General features: G+C 48.2%; 22 protein-coding genes. 18 read left to right on the forward strand and 4 right to left on the reverse strand.

Annotated features, from left to right (window positions below):
• Positions 1-46: 46 nt before the first annotated feature.
• The 15 genes from AC0IYG_RS14405 (at position 47) to AC0IYG_RS14475 (ending at position 17,433) form a co-directional block, all read left to right on the forward strand.
• Positions 47-1,369 carry a cobyrinate a,c-diamide synthase gene (locus AC0IYG_RS14405; RefSeq protein WP_471711759.1) on the forward strand — a complete coding sequence of 441 codons (1,323 nt, stop codon included), beginning with the start codon at positions 47-49 and terminating at the stop codon, positions 1,367-1,369.
• Positions 1,366-5,649: a cobaltochelatase subunit CobN gene (cobN, locus tag AC0IYG_RS14410; RefSeq protein WP_471711760.1), complete on the forward strand. Its 4,284-nt coding sequence runs from the start codon at positions 1,366-1,368 to the stop codon at positions 5,647-5,649. The genes AC0IYG_RS14405 and cobN overlap by 4 nt, the downstream gene beginning before the upstream one ends.
• Positions 5,649-7,562 carry a magnesium chelatase subunit D family protein gene (locus tag AC0IYG_RS14415; RefSeq protein WP_471711761.1) on the forward strand — a complete coding sequence of 638 codons (1,914 nt, stop codon included), beginning with the start codon at positions 5,649-5,651 and terminating at the stop codon, positions 7,560-7,562. Before cobN ends, AC0IYG_RS14415 begins: the two co-directional genes overlap by 1 nt.
• Positions 7,559-9,073 (forward strand): cobyric acid synthase, encoded by a 1,515-nt coding sequence (locus AC0IYG_RS14420; protein WP_471711762.1) that lies wholly within the window; start codon positions 7,559-7,561, stop codon positions 9,071-9,073. The genes AC0IYG_RS14415 and AC0IYG_RS14420 overlap by 4 nt, the downstream gene beginning before the upstream one ends.
• The gene (locus AC0IYG_RS14425) at positions 9,067-10,089 is read left to right on the forward strand and encodes a pyridoxal phosphate-dependent aminotransferase (RefSeq protein WP_471711763.1); all 1,023 of its coding nucleotides are present in this window, start codon (positions 9,067-9,069) and stop codon (positions 10,087-10,089) included. Before AC0IYG_RS14420 ends, AC0IYG_RS14425 begins: the two co-directional genes overlap by 7 nt.
• Positions 10,068-11,018, forward strand: a complete 951-nt coding sequence (cbiB, locus tag AC0IYG_RS14430) for an adenosylcobinamide-phosphate synthase CbiB (protein ID WP_471711764.1) — start codon at positions 10,068-10,070, stop codon at positions 11,016-11,018. The genes AC0IYG_RS14425 and cbiB overlap by 22 nt, the downstream gene beginning before the upstream one ends.
• A complete protein-coding gene (locus AC0IYG_RS14435) occupies positions 11,018-11,548 on the forward strand; it encodes an AAA family ATPase (protein WP_471711765.1) in 531 nt (176 codons plus the stop codon). Before cbiB ends, AC0IYG_RS14435 begins: the two co-directional genes overlap by 1 nt.
• Positions 11,545-12,714 (forward strand): ABC transporter substrate-binding protein, encoded by a 1,170-nt coding sequence (locus tag AC0IYG_RS14440; protein WP_471711766.1) that lies wholly within the window; start codon positions 11,545-11,547, stop codon positions 12,712-12,714. The genes AC0IYG_RS14435 and AC0IYG_RS14440 overlap by 4 nt, the downstream gene beginning before the upstream one ends.
• On the forward strand, positions 12,711-13,289 hold the full coding sequence (locus AC0IYG_RS14445) for a cob(I)yrinic acid a,c-diamide adenosyltransferase (RefSeq protein WP_471711767.1): 579 nt from the start codon (positions 12,711-12,713) through the stop codon (positions 13,287-13,289). The genes AC0IYG_RS14440 and AC0IYG_RS14445 overlap by 4 nt, the downstream gene beginning before the upstream one ends.
• Complete coding sequence (locus AC0IYG_RS14450; RefSeq protein WP_471711768.1) at positions 13,290-13,793, forward strand: bifunctional adenosylcobinamide kinase/adenosylcobinamide-phosphate guanylyltransferase; 504 nt, start codon at positions 13,290-13,292, stop codon at positions 13,791-13,793.
• Between the two features lie 5 nt (positions 13,794-13,798).
• Entirely contained in the window at positions 13,799-14,821 is a 1,023-nt protein-coding gene (gene cobT / locus AC0IYG_RS14455; protein WP_471711769.1) for a nicotinate-nucleotide--dimethylbenzimidazole phosphoribosyltransferase, read from the forward strand.
• The gene (locus AC0IYG_RS14460) at positions 14,818-15,603 is read left to right on the forward strand and encodes an adenosylcobinamide-GDP ribazoletransferase (protein ID WP_471711770.1); all 786 of its coding nucleotides are present in this window, start codon (positions 14,818-14,820) and stop codon (positions 15,601-15,603) included. Before cobT ends, AC0IYG_RS14460 begins: the two co-directional genes overlap by 4 nt.
• Entirely contained in the window at positions 15,588-16,121 is a 534-nt protein-coding gene (cobC, locus tag AC0IYG_RS14465; protein ID WP_471711771.1) for an alpha-ribazole phosphatase, read from the forward strand. Before AC0IYG_RS14460 ends, cobC begins: the two co-directional genes overlap by 16 nt.
• A gap of 112 nt (positions 16,122-16,233) precedes the next feature.
• Positions 16,234-16,908: an outer membrane beta-barrel protein gene (locus AC0IYG_RS14470; protein WP_471711772.1), complete on the forward strand. Its 675-nt coding sequence runs from the start codon at positions 16,234-16,236 to the stop codon at positions 16,906-16,908.
• A 6-nt stretch (positions 16,909-16,914) separates the two neighbouring features.
• Positions 16,915-17,433 (forward strand): DinB family protein, encoded by a 519-nt coding sequence (locus tag AC0IYG_RS14475; RefSeq protein ID WP_471711773.1) that lies wholly within the window; start codon positions 16,915-16,917, stop codon positions 17,431-17,433.
• Positions 17,434-17,524: 91 nt separating this feature from the next.
• Here the strand turns inward: AC0IYG_RS14475 and AC0IYG_RS14480 are convergent, their stop codons facing one another.
• Positions 17,525-19,942, reverse strand: coding sequence for a T9SS type A sorting domain-containing protein (locus tag AC0IYG_RS14480; RefSeq protein WP_471711774.1), 2,418 nt, complete (start codon positions 19,940-19,942; stop codon positions 17,525-17,527).
• A gap of 196 nt (positions 19,943-20,138) precedes the next feature.
• On the opposite strand from AC0IYG_RS14480, the gene AC0IYG_RS14485 reads away from it, so the two are divergent.
• The 3 genes from AC0IYG_RS14485 to AC0IYG_RS14495 all read left to right on the forward strand — a co-directional run bounded on the left by AC0IYG_RS14485 (position 20,139) and on the right by AC0IYG_RS14495 (position 22,072).
• A complete protein-coding gene (locus AC0IYG_RS14485) occupies positions 20,139-20,690 on the forward strand; it encodes an NADPH-dependent FMN reductase (RefSeq protein WP_471711775.1) in 552 nt (183 codons plus the stop codon).
• A 25-nt stretch (positions 20,691-20,715) separates the two neighbouring features.
• Positions 20,716-21,273, forward strand: a complete 558-nt coding sequence (locus AC0IYG_RS14490; protein WP_471711776.1) for a DoxX family membrane protein — start codon at positions 20,716-20,718, stop codon at positions 21,271-21,273.
• An 85-nt stretch (positions 21,274-21,358) separates the two neighbouring features.
• Complete coding sequence (locus AC0IYG_RS14495; RefSeq protein ID WP_471711777.1) at positions 21,359-22,072, forward strand: hypothetical protein; 714 nt, start codon at positions 21,359-21,361, stop codon at positions 22,070-22,072.
• Here AC0IYG_RS14495 and AC0IYG_RS14500 read toward each other — a convergent pair.
• The 3 genes from AC0IYG_RS14500 to AC0IYG_RS14510 form a co-directional block, all read right to left on the reverse strand.
• Positions 22,069-22,413 (reverse strand): phage tail protein, encoded by a 345-nt coding sequence (locus AC0IYG_RS14500; RefSeq protein WP_471711778.1) that lies wholly within the window; start codon positions 22,411-22,413, stop codon positions 22,069-22,071. The two genes, AC0IYG_RS14495 and AC0IYG_RS14500, sit on opposite strands and share 4 nt — an antisense overlap.
• Positions 22,414-22,446: 33 nt before the next feature.
• A complete protein-coding gene (locus AC0IYG_RS14505; RefSeq protein ID WP_471711779.1) occupies positions 22,447-22,752 on the reverse strand; it encodes a phage tail protein in 306 nt (101 codons plus the stop codon).
• 85 nt (positions 22,753-22,837) lie between these two features.
• On the reverse strand, positions 22,838-23,998 hold the full coding sequence (locus AC0IYG_RS14510) for a DUF748 domain-containing protein (RefSeq protein WP_471711780.1): 1,161 nt from the start codon (positions 23,996-23,998) through the stop codon (positions 22,838-22,840).
• Between the last annotated feature and the right edge of the window lie 68 nt (positions 23,999-24,066).

Below are 24,066 nucleotides of genomic sequence, written 5' to 3' on the forward strand. Positions count from 1 at the left end.
AGCTTTTAACACATTCAATGTCAGTTAAAAGAATGGAAGCAACGGCATGAAATCACACTTTCTGATCTCAGCACCATCAAGCAATTCAGGTAAAACGACGGTTACCCTGGCATTGCTGCGCGCGCTGAAAAATTGGGGATTAACCGTGCAGCCCTTCAAATGCGGCCCGGACTACATTGACCCGATCCACCACACGCATGCTTCGGGAAATATCAGCATCAACCTGGACACATTCATGGCTTCTGAAAGTCATGTACAGGAACAATATCAGTCCTATTCCCAAGATGCGGACGTATCGGTTACCGAAGGCGTGATGGGTTTGTTTGACGGGGCCGACAAAATGAGAGGAAGCAGTGCGGAAATTGCCGGGCTGCTCGACATTCCCGTAATCCTCGTGATGGACGCAAGATCCATGGCCTATTCTGTTGCGCCGCTGCTTTATGGATTGAAAAATTTCAGAAAGCAGATCAATGTTGTCGGTGTGATCTTCAATTTCGTAAACACAGCATCGCATTATAGTTTCTTGAAAGATGCCTGCGCAGATGTAGGCATTGAGCCATTGGGTTATCTGCCAAAAAATGAGGCGCTTCAAATCCCTTCCCGGCATTTAGGGCTACATATCTCAGCAGAAACTGATTATGAGGCAATTATCAAAAATGCAGCGCAGGCAATTGAAGCAACTGTTGATATAAAACGCCTGCTGGAAATCACTCAACATTCAAAGCGTCACGTTCATTTTAAAACCGCTTTTTTACCAAAACAAAACTTGCAAATAGCAATCGCCCGCGACGAGGCATTTGCATTTACTTACCACCAGAACATTCAGGTGCTTTCCGCTTTTGGCCAAATAAAATGGTTTAGTCCGCTGCACGATGACACAATGCCGCCGGCTGATTTTCTGTATTTGCCCGGTGGTTATCCGGAGCTTTATGCAGCGCAGCTCAGCAATAATCACAGCATGCGTGAAAGCATTAAGGCTTACTGCGAAAGTGGAGGACTGACTTACGCTGAATGTGGCGGGTTAATGTATTTGGGTGAAAATTTAACAGATAATAATGGACAAACATTTGCTGTGGCCGGCGCGCTCAAATGCAGCACGACCATGCAAAACACGAAAATGACATTGGGTTACCGCACTGCCATTTGGGAAGATCTGGCATACAAAGGACACGAGTTTCATTACTCAGATTTTGACACCAATAAGCTGGAAGAACTGCCCGTCCAGTTCCTCAATGCAAAAGGAATTGAAACAAACACCCGGCTTTACAGACACAAAAAAACCTTCGCTTCCTATATGCACGTGTACTGGGGCGAGAACGAACATTTCATCAATAAACTATTGAAAATGAAAGGCTTGGCGCGGTTATGAAAGAAATCAAACGCCAGCGGATTACCCGCGCCGACGGAAAGTCGATCAACCTCGTGCAGCGCCGGGGACATTTATCCTATTGCTATAATGCATGCTGCTGCGGGCGGGTGGATAGGGGATATGCGCCCGTTCCGGTGGAGCTTTACAAAACCGAATGGCTGAAACGAAAGCTTCGCAACAAGGTCCACATGACCAAAGGCGGCTGCCTCGGACCGTGCACGCTGGCTAATGTGGTAACGCTGCTGTTTGACGGACATTCAGTCTGGTTTCATTCCATTAATAATGACTGGCAGATCCTGGCCATTTTTGATTACATCGAAAGCATGGTTCAGGCCGATCGCTATCTCGTGCCACCTGCTGACCTGGCCGAATATGTGTTTCAATTTTACACCTGGAAAGGCTCCGAAAATGCAACATTGGCCGGCCTTGTCGCTCAACCCACAGAAGGCATCGTCTTCCTGACCCACGCCGACACTGACCTGCTGGCCCTCGACCGCACGATTCAGATTTTACCCGAAGATTTTCCCAAAACCATGGGCATGAGCCTCACCGGGATCAGAAGTGAAGAACAAATGGCGCAATTGCTGGAACGTGAACTGGCTGAGGCAAAGATCATTGTCGTCCGCGTTCATGGCAGGCTCAGCACGATTCCTGGGTTCAGTCAGCTCGTTCATCTTGCCAATCAGCGCGGGCAATATCTGATCGTCGTCAGTGGAACCGGCGAATTCAACCCCGAATTTGCTGCCTTATCCACGGTTACGCCTGATGTTTTGCAGGAAACATTGCATTACCTGAATGCAGGTGGTTATGCCAATTTGTATTCGTTATTATGCTATCTGTCAGACCATTTGCTCATCACCGACTTTGGTGCGGAGCCGCCGGCAGCATTGCCTGAGCACGGTATTTATCATCCCGATTTGCCCGAGAACGCAGACATTTCTGACTGGCTGAAATATCACGATTACGCGCTCCCGACGGCCGGATTAACATTCTATCGTGCACATTGGATTAGTGGAAACACCGGTTTTGTGGATGCCATGATCCGCTCGCTGGAAGATCAGCGGCTGAATGTCCTTCCCGTTTTTACATCATCATTAAAATCCATAGATCCGAACACCGGCAAACCGCAGGCCTTTCAATATTTCGAAAATTCCGTGAAGCTGGATGTGCTGGTGAATACAATATCTTTTGCCATGACGGACTTACAGCCTGCGGGGACGGTCAGCAAACCGCAATCGTCCCTGACAGCGCTGGACGTGCCGATCTTACAAGCCATTACGAGCGGCATGAGCCGCGGCCCCTGGGAAACTTCCTCGCGCGGATTGAATCCATTGGACACCGCCATGAACGTCGCTATTCCTGAATTCGACGGCCGCATTATCACGGTTCCGGTTTCTTTTAAGGAAAAAGGCATCACAAATAAAGGTTATCAGGCCGTTGAAAACCGTGTTGACCGCGTTGCAGGGCTGGCGGCCCGATTTGCAAGATTGAGACATTTGCCCAACAGCAAAAAACGTATTGCTTTTATTTTTACCAATTCAAATACAAAAGCTTCGCAGGTTGGTAATGCAGTCGGGCTCGATGCGCCGGCCTCTTTAATGAATATCCTGAATGCCATGATGGCGGAGGGTTATCAAATTTCGAATCTCCCCGAATCAGGAACGGCGTTGATCCACGAATTGATCGACCGCTGTTCGTATGATGAAAATTATTTGACGCCGCAGCAGCTTGCGCTCGCGCCGGGCCGTGTTGCAATTGATCAATATAAACATTGGTTTGAAGAACTTCCCGAGCAGGCGCGACAGAAAATGGTCAAACAATGGGGGCCGCCGCCGGGCGAAACTTATGTGCATAACATGCACATTGCATTGGCCGGACTGGATCTGGGCAATGCATTTGTGGCTTTGCAACCGCCCCGCGGCTACGGCATGGATCCCGACGCCATTTACCACCAGCCCGACCTGCCGCCAACGCACCATTATTATGCATTGTATCGCTGGCTGCGCGATGACTGGCAGGCTGATGCAATCGTGCACGTAGGCAAGCATGGCACATTGGAATGGTTGCCGGGCAAAGGAATTGGCTTGTCCGAAAACTGCTTTCCGGATGCATTTCTGGCGGATATGCCACTTTTTTATCCGTTTATTATCAACGATCCGGGCGAAGGTTCACAGGCCAAACGACGCGCGCATGCAGTCGTGGTTGATCATTTAATGCCGCCTATGACGTCTGCGGACACCTATGGAGAGCTTGCGCAGCTCACCCAGTTGGTGGATGAATATTATCAGGTTGAAAGTCTGGACCCGGCTAAGTTACCGCTTTTGCAAAGGCAGATCTGGGAACTGATCAAGCAAACCAATCTGGACGCAGACCTTTCGGCGATGCTCAGCCGCGATCATGGCGATCACAAGCACGATTGGGATGATGAAATGACGCCCGAAGGCGTGCCGGTCAGCATTGCCGAAATGGATGGAAAAGATGTAGCGCATTTGATCGAAGACATTGACGGCTATTTGTGTGAACTGGGTGCTGCACAGATCAGAAATGGTCTGCATACGCTGGGTGAAATGCCTTTGGATCAATCACTTGTGGATATGCTGCAAGCGCTGACGAGGTTGCCTAATGCCGACGTGCCAGGTTTACAGTCGGAGCTGGCCGCATGCTTTAACATTGACCTCGAATTGATTCTGGCAAGAAAAGGCGAGCGACTCACGCACGTTTCTCCACAATTACAGGAACTCGCAGGCCGCCCGGTTTTGACGGGCTCAGATGCGCTGGAAACATTTGACGAGCTGTCGCAGCATTTGTTTACCTTATTAATGAAATACGGATTCCAGGTTCCTTCGATTAACCAGACATTGTTTGAAACATTCAACATTCCCCCCGCAGATCGCAGACTTTCAGGCATTTATCAGATCCTTGAATTTGTTTGTAAACATTTGGTTCCTAATCTCGCGCAGACTGAAAATGAGATCAATAACCTGCTGCATGGACTGAGCGGTGGTTACGTTCCGGCCGGTCCCAGCGGGGCGCCAACGCGGGGAATGGCGCATATTTTGCCGACAGGCCGCAATTTCTACGCAGTGGATCCAAGGGTTTTGCCTTCCAAAGCCGCGTGGGAAGTGGGTCAGCAACTCGCCAAAGAAGTGCTTGACAGACATTTAAAAGAAACAGATCGCTATCCCGAGCGCGTCGGCATCAGCATATGGGGCACAAGCGCCATGCGGACACACGGCGACGACGTGGCCGAAGTGCTTGCATTGCTGGGCGTAAGGCCGGTTTGGCAAGCCGAAAGCCGCAGGATCACGGGTGTAGCAATGATCCCGCTTTCTGAATTAGGCCGTCCGCGCATTGATGTGACGATTCGCATTAGTGGCTTTTTTCGGGATGCATTTCCACATTTGATCGAGCTCATGGACGAGGCCGTGCAAATGGTGATCACAGCGGATGAGCCGCTTTCTCAAAACTTTGTAAGAAAGCATTATTTCGACGATCTTCTTGCCTTGCAAAAGGACAATAATCTCTCAACCGACGAAGCCGAGGAACGCGCTGCTTACCGGATTTTTGGCGCAGCGCCCGGAAGTTATGGCGCTGGAATTCTGCCACTTATCGATGAAAGGAATTGGGAATCAGATGCTGATTTTGCCAAAGCTTATCTCAATTGGGGCGGTTATGCCTATTCGCGCAGTGCGGCCGGCGTTGATGCGCGGGCGGAATTCAGCAATCAGCTTGCGGGTGTCGAAATCGCCTTGCATAATCAGGATAACCGTGAGCACGACATCTTCGACAGCGACGATTATCTGCAATTTCATGGCGGCATGATCGCCACCATCCGCAACCTGACCGGGAAGCAGCCGCGCCATTATTTCGGCGATTCGCAAGATCCCGCCCGGCCGGTTGTCAGGGATTTGAAAGAAGAAACATTGCGCGTTTTCCGCACCCGCGTCGTGAATCCCAAATGGATTGAAAGCATCAAAAAACACGGTTACAAAGGCGGCCTCGAACTGACGGCAACAGTGGATTATCTTTTCGGTTACGACGCCACAGCCAAAGTTGTGGATGACTGGATGTATGAAAAAGTGGCTGAAAGCTATGCATTGGACGGTTCTATGCAGGATTTTCTAGCCGAAAGCAATCCGTGGGCGCTCCATGCGATCTCGGAGCGGTTGCTGGAAGCGGTTCAGCGCGGCATGTGGGCGGAGCCTTCGGAAGCGGTTTTGGAAGGGTTAAAAGATTTGTATTTAAAAAGTGAGGCGGAAGTCGAAACGAGAACAGAATAATGCAGCATTATCCATTTACAGCCATTGTCGGGCAGGAAAAGTTAAAGCAGGCGTTGCTGCTTTGCGCGGTCAATCCGGGCATAGGCGGTGTGCTCATCAAAGGTGAAAAAGGCACCGCCAAAACAACGGCAGCACGTGGTTTACAGTCGGTTATGCCTCTGATCAATGAGCTCGAACCAGCGACTTCCGTGCCTTTTGTTGATCTGCCCATCGGTGCGTCCGAGGACCGCGTATTGGGCAGCCTCGATTTGCAGGCCATTCTTTCGGAAAAAAAGAAACAGCTGCTTCCGGGGTTGCTGGCGGCTGCACATGGCGGCATTCTTTACATTGATGAAGTGAATTTATTGCCGGATCATCTCGTCGATATTTTGCTCGATGTGGCTGCTTCCGGCGTGAATACGATTCAGCGGGAAGGCCTTTCGGCAAGTCATCCTGCGAAATTCATTTTGATTGGGACGATGAATCCCGAAGAAGGCAACCTGCGTCCTCAGTTTCTGGACCGGTTTGGTTTAATGGTGGAAGTGGGCGGGGACTTTGATGTGCTGTCAAGAATTGAAGTCGTCAAGCGCAGAATGGCTTTTGAAGCAAATCCGCATTCTTTTTGCCAAGATTTTGAAAATGAGCAAAATGTGCTGAAAGTCCGGATAGCAAACGCTCAAAACTTGCTGCCGAATGTTGATATGCCCGACGGACTGCTTTCACTAATTAGCCAATTGTGCATTGAATCGGGCATAGCGAGCTTACGTGCTGACATTGTGATGTACAAAACGGCCATTACAATTGCCGCGCTCGATAATCGCTTGCTTGTCAATACGGCGGACATCACTCAGGCAGCGGCGCTCGTGCTGGCGCATCGCAGATCTAAAAGAATGCAGTCTCCAAATCCAGGAAGCCAGTCGCCCAATGGTGAAAGTGAATTGCAAAATTCTGATAATCAATCTGCTGATCCCAAGAACAATAATAAACCGAAAGAGGAATCTAATGTCAGTCCTGAAAGTGAGCCGGGCAACGACAAATCGAATATAGACAATTCAAATGCTGAGGTTGACTGCGGTGAGGGGAAATGTGCCGACTCTCCGGACGAAAAAACATTTGGAATAAATCTCAATGTAGAGGCGCCGGCGCTGCAGGTAAAACCAGCCGGCAATGTCAATGATTGGCTTGAAGGGCGAAGAAGCAAAGCGTCGGGCACGCCACAAGGATTTAAGATTCGCACGGAAGCGGGTTCTGCTGGTAATAATATTGCTCCGACGGAAACTTTGCTGAACGCCATTATTCGTAATCCGGATAACATTTCAATTAAAAAAGAAGATGTGCATTATGCCATTAAATCTGGTAAAACAGGGCATTTGATCCTGTTTGTAGTGGATGCATCGGGCTCGATGTCAGCGGGAAAGCGGATGGAAGCTGTGAAAGGAAGCGTGCTGAGCTTGTTAAACGACGCTTACCAGAAACGAGATGCTGTCGGCGTCATTGCGTTTCGGGGTGTGGAAGCAACTGTGATATTGTCGCCTACTTCAAGCACGGAAATGGCCGAAGCGGCATTGACAAACCTGCCAACCGGCGGCCGCACGCCGCTCGCCCACGCATTGCAGCTAGCCAGTGACTTATTGCAGCAACACGCAAGGAAATCGGATTCAAAGCCTTTGCTCATCCTACTTAGTGACGGAAAAGCCAATGTCCCGCTTCCGGGCGGTGGCGACGCATGGGCGCAGGCGCTGGAATGCGCAGTTTCGATCAGAATGTCAGGTGTTGAGGCGATGGTGATGGATACGGAAAACGGCTTTTTACGGATGGGCAGGGCAGCAGAACTGGCCGACGCGCTGGGTGCGGAATGCGTGTCGCTGGACACATTATCTGAGCAGAATTTGACCAAGAAAGTGTCTTCTAAACTCAATCTGCAAGCCAAATGAATGAAATAAGCGCTGAAAATAAAGACAGAAAGCTGCGGCCGATCATGTTTGTCGGGACGGGCTCTGATGTAGGCAAAAGTGTCATAGCGGCTGGATTTTGCAGGATTTTTAAACAGGATGGTTTCCGTCCGGCGCCGTTCAAGGCGCAAAATATGTCTTTAAACAGCTATGTAACTGCGGACGGACTCGAAATGGGACGTGCGCAGGTTGTGCAGGCAGAAGCGTCGGGCATCCCGTGCGAATCGGATATGAATCCGGTGCTTTTGAAGCCCACGAGCGATCAATCTTCTCAGGTGATTTTGAATGGAAAACCGGTGGGCAACCAGTCTGCCCATGCCTATTTCATGGCCAATGATCGTCACGAATTATTCGCTGCCGTGAAAGCCGCATTTGACCGACTTTCTGAAAAATATCATCCCATCGTGCTCGAAGGCGCAGGCAGCATTTCCGAGCTGAATCTAAAACATCGGGACATTACCAATCTCAGAATGGCTGCCCACGCCGGAGCCGCGACATTCCTGGTCGCTGACATTGATAAAGGAGGTGTTTTTGGAAGCGTTTACGGAACAATCGCATTGCTTTCCGAGGAGGAGCGCTCGCTGATGCAGGGCATTATCATCAATAAATTTCGGGGAGACAGCCGTCTTTTTGAACACGGGAAACGCATGCTGGAAGAGCTGACCGGCTTGCCCGTCGTAGGCGTGTTGCCTTACTTCCGGGACATTCACATTGAAGAGGAAGATTCGGTTTCGCTTGAAAAAAAATACCGTCAGGCAGCAACAGGCAAAGTAAATGTGGCCGTCATTCTGCTCCCCCGACTTTCCAATTTCACTGATTTCGACAGGCTGGAAAGTGACGAGCGGGTCAATTTATTTTACAGCCAGGATCCGGCCGAAATTGAAAAAGCAGACATTATCATCATCCCCGGCAGCAAAAACACTACCGAGGATATGCTGGCCATTAAGAACAATGGCATTGCCAGCGCCATTCTGAGATCGCACAAATCTGGCAAAACGGTGATCGGAATTTGTGGTGGTTATCAGATGCTTGGCGCTGAAATTTCAGACCCGCAAGGCGTGGAAGGCAGCATTGCCTCGATTCCGGGATTGGGCATTCTCCCGCTGACTACGGAGCTGCAAACCAGAAAAACGACGATGCAATGTTCCTTTTCTTTTTTAAGCAATCCGGCCAAATGCACAGGTTATGAAATTCACATGGGCACGACGAAAATTCATTGCCAGCCATCACCTGTGGCCGTTTTCGAAGACGGTCGCCAGGATGGTTTTTTATTGAATGAAAAAACGTGGGGCTGCTACATTCACGGCATGCTCGACAATGATCATATCATTGATTATTTGCTAAAACCATATGTCGCCAGCCTTGAAAAACCACGCACTTCCATTCATGATTTTAAAGAGGAACAATACGATAAGCTGGCGAATATGATCCGGCAGCATGTTGATATGAATTTGATTTACAATAGTTTATATAAAGAACCGCGCTTATGCTGACAGGTCACGGAGACGATGCTTACCGATACGAACGCGAAATCATCGCGGATTTCAGCACCAATGTCTGGCATGGCGGAGCACCGGCTGGGTTGAAAGCATATCTGTTTGAAAACATCGACCGGGTTGAGCGCTATCCGCAGGTTTTATCAGAAAACCTCACTCTGAAAATAGGAAATCACTACGAACTCCCAGCCAGTAACGTGCTCGTTTGCAACGGAACCACCGAGAGCATTTACCTCATTGCACAACTGTTTTCGGACAGCAAAACCACCATTATAACACCCAGCTTTTCTGAGTATGAAGATGCATGTCAGATTTTCAATCACGAGCTGACTTACCTGCCTTGGCAACAGGCACTGGAAATGCCGCAGCTTCGGTCGGACATCGTTTTTATTTGCAATCCCAACAATCCCACGGGCAGCTATTTTCCTGATCTGCAATTCTGGATTAAGAGAAGCCCCGGTTGCATTTTCGTCATCGACGAAGCATTTATAGATTTTACAATGGGCATCGAAAGCACGATAGATCTGGTGAAAAAGTACCGCAATGTCATTATCCTTCGCTCGCTTACTAAAACCTATTCGATCCCGGGATTGCGGCTGGGTTACCTGCTGGCAAATGATGAAATCGTCGCGCAACTGACTGCTATTAAGCAACCCTGGACCCTGAATGTGATGGCGCAGGCGGCGGGGGAATTCATTTTTGACAACCTTAATGCATTGCAGCTTCCTATTTCAGCTATTTGGAATGCAAAGGAAGATTTTGTCAGACAACTCAAAAAAAATGACGCCCTTGCCGTAGAAGATAGCACGACGCATTTTTTCCTCTGCAAAACATTGGTAAGGAATGCTGCACAGCTCAAAGATTTCCTCATTCAGCATCACGGCATCCTGGTCCGCGATGCAGGCAATTTCCGCGGATTAACAAGGCAGCATTTCAGACTCGCAACGCTGACTCCCGAAAAAAATCAACTCCTTATCGACGCGCTCAAAGCATGGAACAAGCTGCATTACTGATCGTTCCGCTGCTGGCCGGATACGCGCTCGACCTCTGGCTCGGCGATCCCGAAACCTGGCCACACCCGGTAAAAGTCTTCGGAAAACTGATTGCCTGGGGCGAGAAGCGACTAAACCAAGATTCATTCAGATTCATAAAAGGAGGCATGTTAACGATAATGCTTGTTGGGGCTGTTTTAATTTTTTGTTATTGTATTCGTGCCTTATTTGCGGCCGCCGATGCGGCGGATTCGTGGCTTGAAATAGCATGCAACACAATCCTAATATGGTACGGCCTTGCGAACAAAACCTTAATCCAGGAAGGCAAAGCCGTATTCCACCAACTCAACAAAAACGGCTTAACCGCCGGCAGAAATCAGCTCTCACGCATAGTTGGCCGCGAAACCAAATATCTCTCAGAAAACCAAATCCGCATCGCAGTCCTGGAAACAATGTCCGAAAACCTGAGTGACGGCGTCGTGGCGCCGCTCTTCTATTATATGCTAGGCGGCATCCCAGCCATGATGGCCTACAAAATGATCAACACACTTGACTCAATGATCGGTTATCGCAGCACCCGTTATGAGCAATTTGGAAAATTTGCAGCCCGGCTGGACGACCTCGCAAACCTGATTCCAGCCCGGTTAACTGCATTATTAATGGTTTTGGTCACATTCAGCGGACGCGGAATGCAGCACATTTTCAAATTCGGAAACAAGCACAAAAGCCCAAACGCCGGTTACCCGGAAGCTGCACTCGCAGGCATTCTGCATTGTCGTTTTGGCGGCCCGAATGTATATCATGGAACCTTGGTCCAGAAGCCATTTATCGGTGAAAAGGAACGTGAGATTGAACCGCACGAAATTGAATATGTCAGTCGCATTAATCACCTGGTTTGTCTGGCAATGGTGCTGATATGCTGTTTATGGTTTGTATTAAAATATTCGTAATGCCCTCATTTATAATCACCGGCGGACCAGGATCCGGAAAAAGCACATTGCTGAATGCACTTGAAGCATCGGGATTTCAAACCATTCCGGAAGTTTCCCGCGAGCTGATCCGCGCGGAAATGGGTGATGGCGGAATGTGTCTGCCCTGGATCGATTTGCCCTGTTTTGCCCGGAAATGTTTGGAGAAAATGCAGGCTGATTTTCTTGCTAATAGCACAACTGAACCAGTCTTTTTTGACCGCGGATTGCCCGATGTCATTGCCTATTTAAATGTTGGAAAAATCACCGTCGATCCCGAGCTGCTCGAAGTCTGTTCGAATCATCGCTACAACACAAATGTCTTCATCGCGCCGCCCTGGAAGGAAATTTATGTCAACGACGACGAGCGCTGGCAGACTTTCGCGGAAGCCTGCACATTGTACGAAGCCATTAAAGTTGCATACACAACGCTGGGTTATCGGCTGACTGAACTTCCCAAAGTTTCCGCAGCGGAAAGGGCCGATTTTATCATTAAACAAATAGCCGGATGAAATTGAACTTGCACATTTTGCTCTTCCTGCTCACGATTCTAGCCGGTTGCAGCAGTTCTTCGGCGCTCTATGAAAAAAATGAACTGCGCAGAGAGGGCAATGCGACATTCAAAGAGCACGTGCAAATCAGGCACGCCAAAGGATTTTCGATCACTTATCATAAAAATTATAAGGTGCTCCAAATCATTAGTCCTTTTGAAAAACAGGCTGATACTGCCACTTATTTGCTCGTTCCGCGCGGTAATGCGCGACCGAAAGGTTATCCCGAAAGCCAGGTGATCGAGATTCCGGTCAGGAGTTTGGTCGCCATGTCTTCGATGCACATTGGGCTCATCGGGTTTCTGGAAGCCGAAGATGTGCTGACGGGATTGGGCAATGTGCAATATGTTTCTTCGCAGCGCGTGCTCGACCGCATCAAGGCAGGGAAAATTAAGGAAGTAGGAAAGGATCAGGGACTTAACGAAGAGCTGCTGCTGACGATGCAGCCCGATCTGGTGATGGCGACAGGAAGTCCGGTTTCTAAAATGGACCGGTTTCATGGGCTTAAAGCTGCCAAAATTCCGATTCTCGTGAATTCTGAATGGGTGGAAACGACGCCGCTGGGACGTGCAGAATGGGTGAAGCTGATGGGCGCGCTGCTAAATAAGGAAGACGAAGTGAACAGGCGTTTTGAAAAAATAGAAAAAGACTACAATCGCCTGGCCGCATTAGGCACAAATGCAGCCACAAAACCAAGTGTGATCACCGGGATGAACTCGCGTGACGCATGGTTTGTGCCGAATGGAAACAGTTATGTATGCCGGTTTTTGAGAGATGCGGGTGCAAGTTATCACTGGAAAAAAACCAAAGCAACGGGCAGTCTGCCGCTGAATTTTGAAACTGTATATCCGGTCGCGCTGGATGCTGATTTTTGGCTGAATGTGAGCATTAACAATGTGAAATCCAGGCAGGAGTTGCAGGGCAAAGACAGTCGCTATGCCGATTTCAAAGCATTTAAAACAGGAAAAGTTTACGGTTATCACCTCCGGGCAAATGACCAGGGCGCCAATGATTATTGGGAGTCCGGCGCCGTTAACCCGCAGGATGTGCTGGCCGATCTGATCAAAATTTTGCATCCGGAGCTTCTTCCGGATCATGAACTCATTTATTATAAACAGTTGAAATGAAAATTTACACGAAAAAAGGAGATAAGGGCACAACGGGACTGTTCGGCGGGAGTCGGGTTGATAAAGATGACGTTCGCGTTGAATGTATGGGCACATTGGATGAAGCGAATTCGACCATTGGTTTGCTGCGCGTCAAGCTTGGCGTGGAACATGAATGGCAGGCTAACCTGCACAAAGTTCAGAAGGATCTGATGGATATGATGTCACATCTGGCCCGGCCGTCTGATGCCAAAAAAGAGAACAAAAACCCGATGCCGGTCGACGGCGCTGAATTTTGTGAAAACTGGATCGATGCGCTGGAAGCAGGCATGAGCTCGCCTTCGGATTACTTTCTGTTGCCAGGTGGAAATGAAGTTTCCGCGCTTTGCCACGTTGCCCGGACCCAAATGCGGCGCGGCGAACGAAGGCTGGTTTCGCTCATAAAAACCGACGAAGTCCACGAAGCCATCCCGGCTTACATTAACCGCTTATCCGACCTGTTTTTTACCCTCGCTCGCGCTGAAATGGACAAGGCAGGCGTGGCGGAGGAAAAGTGGCAATTGTTTTTGTACAAACGTTTCAAAACGGCCGAATAGATGATCATTTACATCAGCGGGGGCGTCAGAAGCGGTAAAAGCAGATATGCGCAAGAGCTTGCATTACAACGAAGTGCAAATCCAGTCTACGTCGCCACCGCCAAAATCTGGGATGATGATTTTGCAAAACGTGTGCAATTGCACAGGAATGAGCGCGGGCCGGAATGGACGCTTTTTGAACAGGAAAGAGATCTGCATTTGTTGCCGCTGGAAAACCACATCGCCGTCATTGATTGCGTAACGCTTTGGCTGACAAATCTTTGGATGGAGCATGATGAAAGCATTGCGCAAACATTAACTGCATTCAAATCCGAAATTGATGCGCTTTCCAAAATTGACGCAACGCTCATTATTATATCCAATGAAATCGGGATGGGCGTGCACGCGGAGACGGAAATGGGAAGAAAATTTGCGGATCTGCAAGGCTGGGCCAATCAATATGTTGCCGCCAAAGCGGATCAGGCGGTTTTTATGGTTTCCGGGTTGCCTCTTCAACTTAAATAATGGTTATGTCACAAACACATCTCGACGCTCAGATTCAGCAGAAAATTGATTTTAAAACAAAGCCGGCGGGTTCGCTGGGAATGCTGGAACACATTGCTTTTCAGATTGCAAATGTTCAGCAAACGCTGTCTCCCGAAATCATTAAGCCGCATATCGTCGTTTTTGCAGGCAGTCACGGCATTGCCAAAGAAGGCGTGAGCGCTTATCCTGCCGAAGTAACCGCACAAATGGTTCTCAATTTCCTCAGCGGGGGAGCGGCCATTAATGTCTTTGCCAGGCAACACGACATCGAGCTTGTTATCGTAGACGCCGGGGTTGACTTTGTTTTTGAGAATGATAAAAAACCGGTTGACGCAAAAGTGGGTTTTGGCACGCAAAGCTTTCTGGCGGCAGAAGCAATGACTGCGGAACAATGTGCTGAATGCTTTACCAGTGGAGCCGCGATTGTGAAAGACATTAGAGAAACGGGTTGTAACGTCATTGGATTTGGTGAAATGGGCATCGGTAACACGTCTTCCGCCGCTGTCATTATGAGCAAATTGCTTGATCTTCCTATTGCGGATTGTGTGGGAAAAGGCACTGGATTGGATGCAATGCAATTGGAAAACAAGCTTTCAATATTGAAAAATGCTTTGACATTTCATGAGCAAGTCGGAAATGATCCGATGCAGATTTTGCGAACGTTCGGCGGATTTGAAATTGCGATGATGTGCGGTGCGATGCTGGAAGCGCACAGGCAAAATATGATCGTGCTGGTCGACGGGTTTATCGCTTCCGTCGCGTTTTTAGCTGCATTTAAAATGAATAATAAGATCATCGAAAACGCGATTTTTTGCCATCAGTCAGACGAAAAAGGGCACAGGCTTTTGCTCCAAAAATTAAATGCAAATCCGGTGCTGCAACTGAATATGAGGCTGGGCGAGGGGACCGGATGTGCGGTCGCTTATCCATTAATAAAAAGCGCTGTGGCTTTTTTCAATGAAATGGCCAGTTTCGACAGCGCGCAAGTGAGTCAAAAAACGGCATGATGAAAAAGCAACTGACCTTGTTTTTTGCGGCGTTGCAATTTTACACGCGGATTCCCATTCCTGCTTACATTCAACATGATCCTGATAATCTCAATCCGGCAACGAGGTTTTTGCCGCTCGTTGGCTGGATCGTCGGGGGCGGAGCTGCGTTGGTTTGGATGTTGCTAGCGCTCGTGGATGTGCAGGTTGCGATTATCTGTTCCATGATCGCTTCCGTGCTGATCACCGGCGCTTTGCATGAAGACGGATTCGCGGATTTCTGTGACGGATTTGGGGGCGGGTGGACGAAAGAGAAGATCCTGCTGATCATGAAAGACAGCCGGATCGGAGCCTATGGCGTCATTGGATTAATTGGAATGTTAGCCTTGAAATTCAGCCTTTTAAATGCACTTTCTAATTCTACAAATGCTGCAATTATTGGTTTCTGTATGATTACAGCACATGCATTAAGCCGGTTTATGTGCGTCATAATCGTTTATTATTTTTCCTATGCGCGTGAAACGGAGGATAGTAAAGCTGCATTTGTCGCTAAAAGAATGCTTGTTTCGACATTCGCTCTCGCAGGTTTATTTGGTGTGATGCCACTGTTTTTTCTTGCTTTTACATTAAAATCAGCTGCGGTTTTAATGATCATTCCGTTGCTGGCATTGGTAACATTTTTAATGGGGAGTTATTTTAAGAAATGGATTGGCGGTTACACAGGAGATTGTCTTGGGGCCGTGCAGCAGGTTTGTGAAGTGTTGTTTTACTTTTTCCTGTTGATCCTATGGAGGTTTATCTGATCAGACACACCAAGCCGTTGCTTACACCCGGCCTGATTTACGGATATTTAGAAGTGGAGCTTGCAGCAGGATTTGAAACGGAATTAGACAACATCAGGTCGCAGCTTCCCTTACATTTGGACGCCGTTTATTCCAGTCCGTCGACACGTTGCACGCTTCTTGCCAAAGCCATTAACCCAAATTACCAAGTCGATGAGCGCCTGCGCGAGCTGCATTTCGGTGATTGGGAGGGGGAAACTTGGGATACGGTTGATCAGGCAGATCTGAAATTTTGGATGGAGGACTTTGTAAATGTGCGCATTCCGGGCGGCGAAAGTATGCTGGATTTGCAAAAACGTGTTAAGGAATTTTTCAAAACACTTTCAGGGAAACAGGACGAAAAAATAGCAATAGTTACCCACGGCGGCGTGATCCGGCTGTTGCTTGCATTAGAAGCTCGAAGGCCGCTTGATCAATGTTTTGAAATCAATGTGGATTACGGATCGGTCTTCACGTTTCATGTTGGCAGCATTGATTAGGCAACTTGTTTTCACGCAGATCTGAACAGTAGTTTAATGCAGTTACTTCTTTTGTAGGACTGTGGCATAGCATGTTACATGCTTATGTTCCAAACAAACTAACCGCTGACTTATGAAAAAATTAAAACTGCTCATTGTTTTAATGCTGGTGATTACTTTTTCGGCCAAAGCCCAGCAGGTCAGGCGGTTCGGCGTCGGCATTTATGGAGGTCCGCAGCTTTTTGGTAAAATATTTTCCACCGACGACCTTTCCAAAATATCCGGCTTCACCGCTGGGGTGGATTTGCGATACGCGCTTTCCAGGGAGCCAGAAGGTTTTTCACTTCACTTCCAGCCAGGATTCAATACATTCAGGCAAATCAGTAAAACTGGCGACAATTCACAAGTTGAAATGGAAAACATCTGGAAATGGCGCGCATTCCATCTGCCTGTGTTGCTGCGCTATACTTTTTCGTCTGGTAAAGTGCGGCCTTTTGCAGAAGCAGGACCTATGCTTCGCTTACGCCAGTCACTTAAAGTCAACACTTCCAACAATATTTGCGGAATTGCCGGGTGCTATTTCATGAATACAAATTCTGATTTGCATCCACTGACAACCAAAGATGCAATCGGTCTTACGGCCGGCGCGGGCGTTGAAGTGGATCTTTGGAAAGTGACCATTCCTGTTTCAATCAGGATTCAGGAGAGCTTTGGAACCTATGAGACGAATGTGACTTTTTACGAATCTCCCGGTTATCAAAACTTGAAAACCACAACAATACAGGTGACTGCGGGTGTAAATTTTTGATTTAACATGATAGCGATCTTAAAACAAAGTCTTTGGAGCCAGTTTGGGGCCAGCATTGATACATTGAAACATGCCATTGAGATGTGGCCTGAGGAATATTGGGAGACTGACACCCGGTTTTTTTACAACGCATATCATTGTCTGATCATGCTGGATTACTATCTGACGATTCCCTTTACCGGCGAATTTCCATCCGTTTTGCCATTTACATTTTCAGAACCGGGGGAAAAGCCGGAGGGTGTGTTAGGGGATATGGTGCCCAATCGCATTTACACCAAAACGGAAATGCTGACTTACGTGGATTCGCTCCGGGAAAAGTGCAGGGTTTTTATCAGCAATCTGACGGAAGAACAAATGCGCGAGCGCTGGACGGAAGGGTCCGGGGAAGATGACATGGATTATGCCATACCGGAGATTCTATTCTATAATATGAGACATGTGCAGCACCATGCCGCGCAATTAAACTTGCTATTGCGCCAAAAAATTGACCGGGCACCATCCTGGGTGTTCCGGGCGGAAGATTAATAACCGAATGCCTTTAAAAAGCCGGCCAGGATCCCTGTTTGGAGATCCCGGCCGGTAACATTGAGAAGAGGGGTTTTGTTTTTTTGAATGACTAACGGGCGATAACCACTTTCTTTGTTGAAGTTGTTTTGCCGCTTTTAATCTGCATGATATACATTCCAGCCGGCGCATTGCGTAGCCTGATCTTTTCCTCGTGTGATCCTTTGCCTTTCACTTTTGTTTCATACCAGACTTTTCCGTGCATGTCCGTCAGGGTGATTTTTCCATCTTCTGTCAGCATGTCAAAATCTGCCGTAAATTCTCCTGGTGCGGGATTAGGGAACAGATTAAGCTTGTCTTTTTGCTCAATAACTTTAAAAACCTGCTCCGGCGCACCCATGCGGACATTGTTTTGATTCAGGCTGGAAATGCAGATTTTGTCTTGTCTGAGGCTTGGCCCCGGTGCTCCTTCGATCCGGATCACATTGCTGCCAGCTCTTAATGTTACCTGGAAAACTTCTTCTCGGAAAACAATATTCCAGCTATTTGTTGCAGGAATGTTTCTGCCATAAATCGAATAACCGCCGTTCACGCTCAGGGAAACATTAGGGCTTGAATTTGCGGAATAACGCAGCTTTAACTCATATATGCCGTCTGCCGGCACGCCGTCGAATGAATAAATGACATAATGATTGTAATTGCCCTCATCACCTCGGGTTCCGCCGCCGGAAGCATTTGGGTCAGTGGTTACAGGTGCAGATCCGTCCTGCGTTTCCGATTCTATGCATGCATTGAATGCTTCGGACACAGGCGGTGCACAAGACGTAATGTTCAAGGTGTAATTTACAACCCGGCTTTCACAGCCTGGTTTTGAAGCAGTTACTTTGTAAACATAAGCGCCAATGGCGTCGGGCGTCACCATGTTGATCACTGAACCCGTCTGATTTACGCCAGGGCCTTCCCAACTGTAGGTTACATTATCACAGTCATACTCCGCACAACCTGCGTAAATCGAAATAGGTGTCGAGCAGCTCCGTTCTCCTGAAAGCACATTTGGATAAAAGTAAAAGCGACATGGCGCAATAGCGTAGTCCACATTCACCGTAACAGTGCTTGTTTTGTCGGCGCATCCGGGTTTCGAAGTGGTGAGTGTGTAAATGTAACTTCCAACCGTTGAGGGAGCGGTAAAACCTACGCTCTGGCCGGTTGCATTTAGTCCGTTTCCTGTCCAGGTGTAAGTAATGTCCGAGCAATCTGTTCCCACGCAATTCGCATTCAGGACCACGGCTGCCTCGCGCTCATATATGGGTTGACCGGCAGTGGGAGAAGTTTCATAATTACAAATCGGATTGTGTGCGACGAGGTCAACGACGCAGATTTTGTCCTGGCGGAGGCTGTTTCCCGGCAAGCCCTCGATCCTGAGCACATTGTTGCCTTGGTTAAGGTTCACTTCAAATGTCTCTGTCCGCAAAACAATGTTCCAGGAATGCGTGGCCGGGAAATTGGCGGCAGGAATCACCACATTTCCATTCACAGAAATGGCAGCTCTGGCATCTCCGCTCGCGTAATAAAAGACCGTCAGCTGGTGCGGTGCGGTGGTTTCCACGCCATTGATTGCATAGTCAACATAGTGATTGTAATTGTTCTGGTCGCCTCTTGTGCTGCCATTGGATGCATTGGGGTCGCTCGTAATGGGGCCATTTCCGGGCTGATCTTCGGCTTCCACACAAATGCTGCCATCGCTGTTTGCAGGCGGATCGCAATGGTCAACCTCCAATATCAGCGAAGCGGTCTGGTCCGGACAACCCGGCTTAGTCACTTTCACAGCATATTCATAAGATCCGATCGTTGCTGGTGTGATAAAGTAAGTGTTGAAGCTTGACTGGGAGGAAACACCCGGTCCGGACCAGGTAAATGAATTGCCGGAACAGTCGGGGCCGGTGCAATTCGCCGTCAAATAAACAGAAGTGGAGCACGCAGGATTGCTTACCGATGGTTCTATGGATGCGATGCTGTAATTACATGCCGGTTCCTGTTCCTTTCCGGGACCTGTGACGCAAATTTTATCCTGACGAATGCTGTATCCGGGCAGACACTGGATCTTAATGTAATTTGTTCCTTCGGTCAAAGAAACTTCGATGGTTTCTTCCCTGCTGACAATGTTCCAGGAATGCGTAGCGGGTAAAGTCATTGAAGGGACCGCCACATTTCCGTTTACCGTAATGCTCACCTCCGGCGCACCGCTGGCATAATAAACCAGCTTCAACTGATGCGGCCCGGCAACTTGCACACGACTAATTACATAAGTTACATAATGATTGTAAAAATCCTGGTCGCCCCGCGTCTGGCCATTTGACGCATTGGGGTCACTGGTAACCGGGCCATTTCCCTCCTGCGCCTCTGCTTCCAGACATTGTTCAAATGGTTTTGGGGCAGTCTGTGAGGAAGTAAGAAGGGGTTCGGCATCACGTTCTGCAAGCGCAGCAAAGGGGATCGAAAAGAGAAAAGCGAAGTAGAGCAAGTGCTTCATGATCGATAAGTTTACAGATGAATGTGAAGAATACTAATTGGAATAGTGTAATTTTTACTTGCTATATACCAATTGACAGCATAGACACCGGTTTGGTTATCGAGCGTTGCATTTGGGGGGGGAGATATGGCAAATTGGTTAGGGTTAAGTATCTTTTGCCAATCGAAATCTAGATTGAAAACATTCGTATCCCACAATGGAAAATAACAGAAGGAAGATCTTTGCGATTTCTGGCAGTACAAGGGTTAATTCGACCAATTCGAACCTTCTGAGGTGGATTGTCGAGCTATATGGTGAGCAACTGGACATCGAACTTTTTGAACACATTGCGCATCTGCCGATGTTCAATCCGGATATGGATGGTGATCATGTGCCTGATATTATTGCTGAGCTTCGTGAAAAGATTCAAGAATCGGATGGAGTTATTATTTGCACGCCGGAGTATGTTTTCAGCCTGCCGGGCGCGCTTAAAAATTTGCTCGAATGGACGGTATCGACAACTGTTTTCTCAGACAAACCCGTTGCATTGATCACAGCTTCCGGATCAGGAGAAAGGGCTCAGGAACAGCTTGCGCTCATCATGCGGACGTTAGGTGCGCGCTTTGAAGAGAACACCCAGTTGCTTATCAAAGCCGCCCGTGCGAAGGTTACAGAAGAAAAAATTGATCCGACAACATTGACACTTTTGAAAAGCTTGATGGATGCATTTCTCAATGTAAACCGATCTATTGCGCCGGGCCCGGCGTAGATTAACGGAACTTGACAAATAACCCATGAAAAATTCACTCAGCCTCTTCGACCGTTTTGATAAATTAGATACAGCCATCAATAAATGGCTGGTAGCCAACAGCATCAACATCCTTCGTTTTTCAATGGGGGTCGTTTTCCTGGGCTTCGGCGTCCTCAAATTTTTTACGGGCATAAGTCCGATTGAATCCCTGGCAACCCGCACAACTTCGGCACTCACCTTTGGGGTTTTTACGGGTCATAGCGCCATGGTTTTTGTTGCAGTTCTGGAATGTCTGATCGGCTTTTGCTTCCTTACCGGCATGTTCCTGCGGGTGGGCGTATGGCTGCTTGCGATTCAAATGGTCGGCGCCATGTCGCCGTTGTTTCTTTACCCTGCTGAGCTGTTCTCCGGCACATCACACGCGCCCACACTGGAAGCGCAGTATATTATCAAAGACATTATTCTGATTGCCGCCGGCATGGTGATCGCATCCACATGGACTGGCGCGCGCATTATCGCAAGGCCTCAGGGCTTCCGCACTGCGCTTGGTAAACGTGTTGCCGGAGTCTACAAAGACACCGCTAGCGTGCCCTTCGCCTGAGCTTTTTCAATTTACCATCCGTTTGCGCATTGTGATGATTAGGTGAATATAAAAGAATTTATACTTTTGTAACCAAAAATCACATATGAGATATTTGTCTACCATCATGCTGGTATTGCTCGCTTTTACCAGCTGGTCACAATCAAGCCGCGACCTTTTCAGGAAAAATATCGATGCGCATGTTGACATTGTTCCGCTCGGTTTTCCAGATCCTTCGGTGCGTTTCGGATCAGAATTAATGCTTGGTGGACGCTGGTCTGTGGGTTTCAATATGGGCGTAGGCGTTCCCATTACGGGTAATGCGGGTTTAGGTTTTGCGGAACCCCGATGGGAGAAAAATTACCGGTTGTTTGAAGTGCGGCCGGAAGTGAAGTTTTATTGGTTCAAAAGGGAAAGGATGGGCTGGTATATGGCCGCAGAAGGTTTTGTTTCAAAAATGAATGCCGCTGCCGGAAAAAGTTACCATTTCATGCCCGGCAGTGATACGCTGCAAGCTAATTTTGACCAAGCCGATTTCCAGAAAACCAAAATTGGCGCAATTGGAAAATTGGGCGGGCGCTTCCTGATGGGGCAACGCGTGACGCTGGATTTTTTCACAGGTTTAGACTTATCGAACACCAAGTCATCTTACACCAATTACGTTAATCAAACCATCAAAACGTCAGACCCGTTTTTCGAAGGCGAAAATTACACGGTCGGCGAGAGAGTAACCGCGCATTTGTCCTTTGGACTTAGGCTTGGGTTAATGCTTTGGAGCCGGGAAGATACGTCTGGGTTGAGAATCGATCAGGCCCCCTAACTCCCCGGAAACACACCCTTCAACGCAATGCAGAAGTATGTTGAGCCGTATCCTTGGTTTCCGGCGTGTGGCTGATTAGTTCGGTCCAGACCGAGGGGGCGTGATGACTTGTTGGCTGATGAAAGCTTGGCTGGATGTAGTTTGATTTGCACGGGTTTTCGGCCGGCTAGGTTGGGCAGGGCAAAGGTAGAATGTCCGTCGCCACCGTAGGTTGTTCCCAATAAGGCAAATAAAGCTGGATGCTCTGCAATGCGTAATGTTCGGCCGTCACACAAGGCCCACCCTTCGGGTACAACGGGGGCGGGGATGAATTTGATTTCGGCTAGAAAAGGTGTTTCCATTTTGATCAGATTTAGGGATTATGCATCTAACATTCAGCTTTGCGGGGCATATATCCCGTAAAGTGAAATGATATAATTCACAAACAAATAGGGTTCTTCGTCGTTAAACGGGCGTTCTCCATCTCCCGGGCCTTCGTCCTGATGGACAGGCAGGCGTCCCCTCAGATCTGGCAGACCGAAAGTTTGCTTTCCGTCGCCGCCATACGTCGTGCCTAAAACGTGAAATAGGAAATGGTTTTCGGCAATAGGAAGCAAAGTCCCGTCACAGAATGACCAGCCTTCGGGCGCAACCTTGCCGGCAAACATTTTGATCTCGCCAACATAAGGGAAATCATCCATACCAAATCTGTTTCTTTTGTGCAGGACAAAAGAAAATAATGTAGCTGCTCAGCACAATAGCAAATTCACACTATACGCGGCTGAATCACTTGTCCTTTTTCTTTTCTTTTTTCTTTTCCTTCTTCTTATCGCCGGAAAATATCTTTTGCAGGAATGTTTTGTTTTCTTTCTTGGGACTGTCAACAGACGCTATGCTAATCTCGCTGTCAATGGATGGTTGAATGGCATGAATAAATGCGTTCTGAAGGATGTGGCTTAAAGCATACCAAATGTTGGTTTGCGGGTCGTCCAGCTTGCCCTCGAACGGGATTTTTGTGGCAACCTGATCTTTGGGCTGATTTCTGAGCAACTGCCCGACGCCGCCAGCGGCCGCTTCCCAGAGTTTTTGGAAAAGGTTATCCTTCCGGTCTTCTTTACCAAGCACGTCCAGATCTTTGATCAAAGGTTTTACATAACCCGCAAACCGGTTTTCCTTGGCAGCGACTTCGGTATAAAGCCCAAAGCGACCCTTGTTGACATCAATTTTTGCATAAGCCTGGAAAAAGTCGTTGAGCTTCACAAGGTTCGTATTGTTAAGCTCCGCACTCATGTCAAATGTTGGATTATCGGCCAGCGGATTGAGCTTGGCATTCATGGTTAAAGTGCCCTCATATATTTCTGCGGAAGCATCGACCCTGGCTGGCAAAAGCGCAGTCGAATCGTAACTGTTTCTCAGGTTTTGAGCAAGTAAGTGCATTTTGTTCATTTCTATATCCACATTAGGCGAGGTGCTTTGGTCCTTAAAACGGACGATGCCATTGTGGAGCTCGAACCGGTTAATGTTGAGCGGCATAAAATCGTCTAACACCTTTTTGAAATCAGCCGAATCCTCTGCAATCTGTTTCGGCTCAACCTTATCCTTTGTAAAAACAAGCAGCGGCTTCTCAACTTCCACCTGACCGGCAATCGATCCTTTGATAAGCGCCTTCCATTCAATCGCAAGATCAATGGTGGAAGCTGCAAAAAATGGCGTTTGTTTGCCGGTTACGGTATCCGCTTTATTGAGATAAATGCTGTCCACACGATAAGCGCCGCGGATGATTGCCAGATCAATATCCTGAATGTGACCGTAATAGCCTTTCATTTCCGAGAGGCTTTTGTTGGCATAATGCAGCACAATGTATGGCAATGCGATCCGGATGGCAATGGCCAGAATGATTATTCCTGCAATGATCCAGGTTGCTTTTTTTCTTTTTGAAGTACGCATAGTAAGATCTTATGTTAAGATGCCCCGAGTTTCAAAAAAAGGATGCCAGTAGATTTTTACAATTTCCC

The sequence above is a fragment of the Dyadobacter sp. AC419 genome, assembly GCF_979253085.1.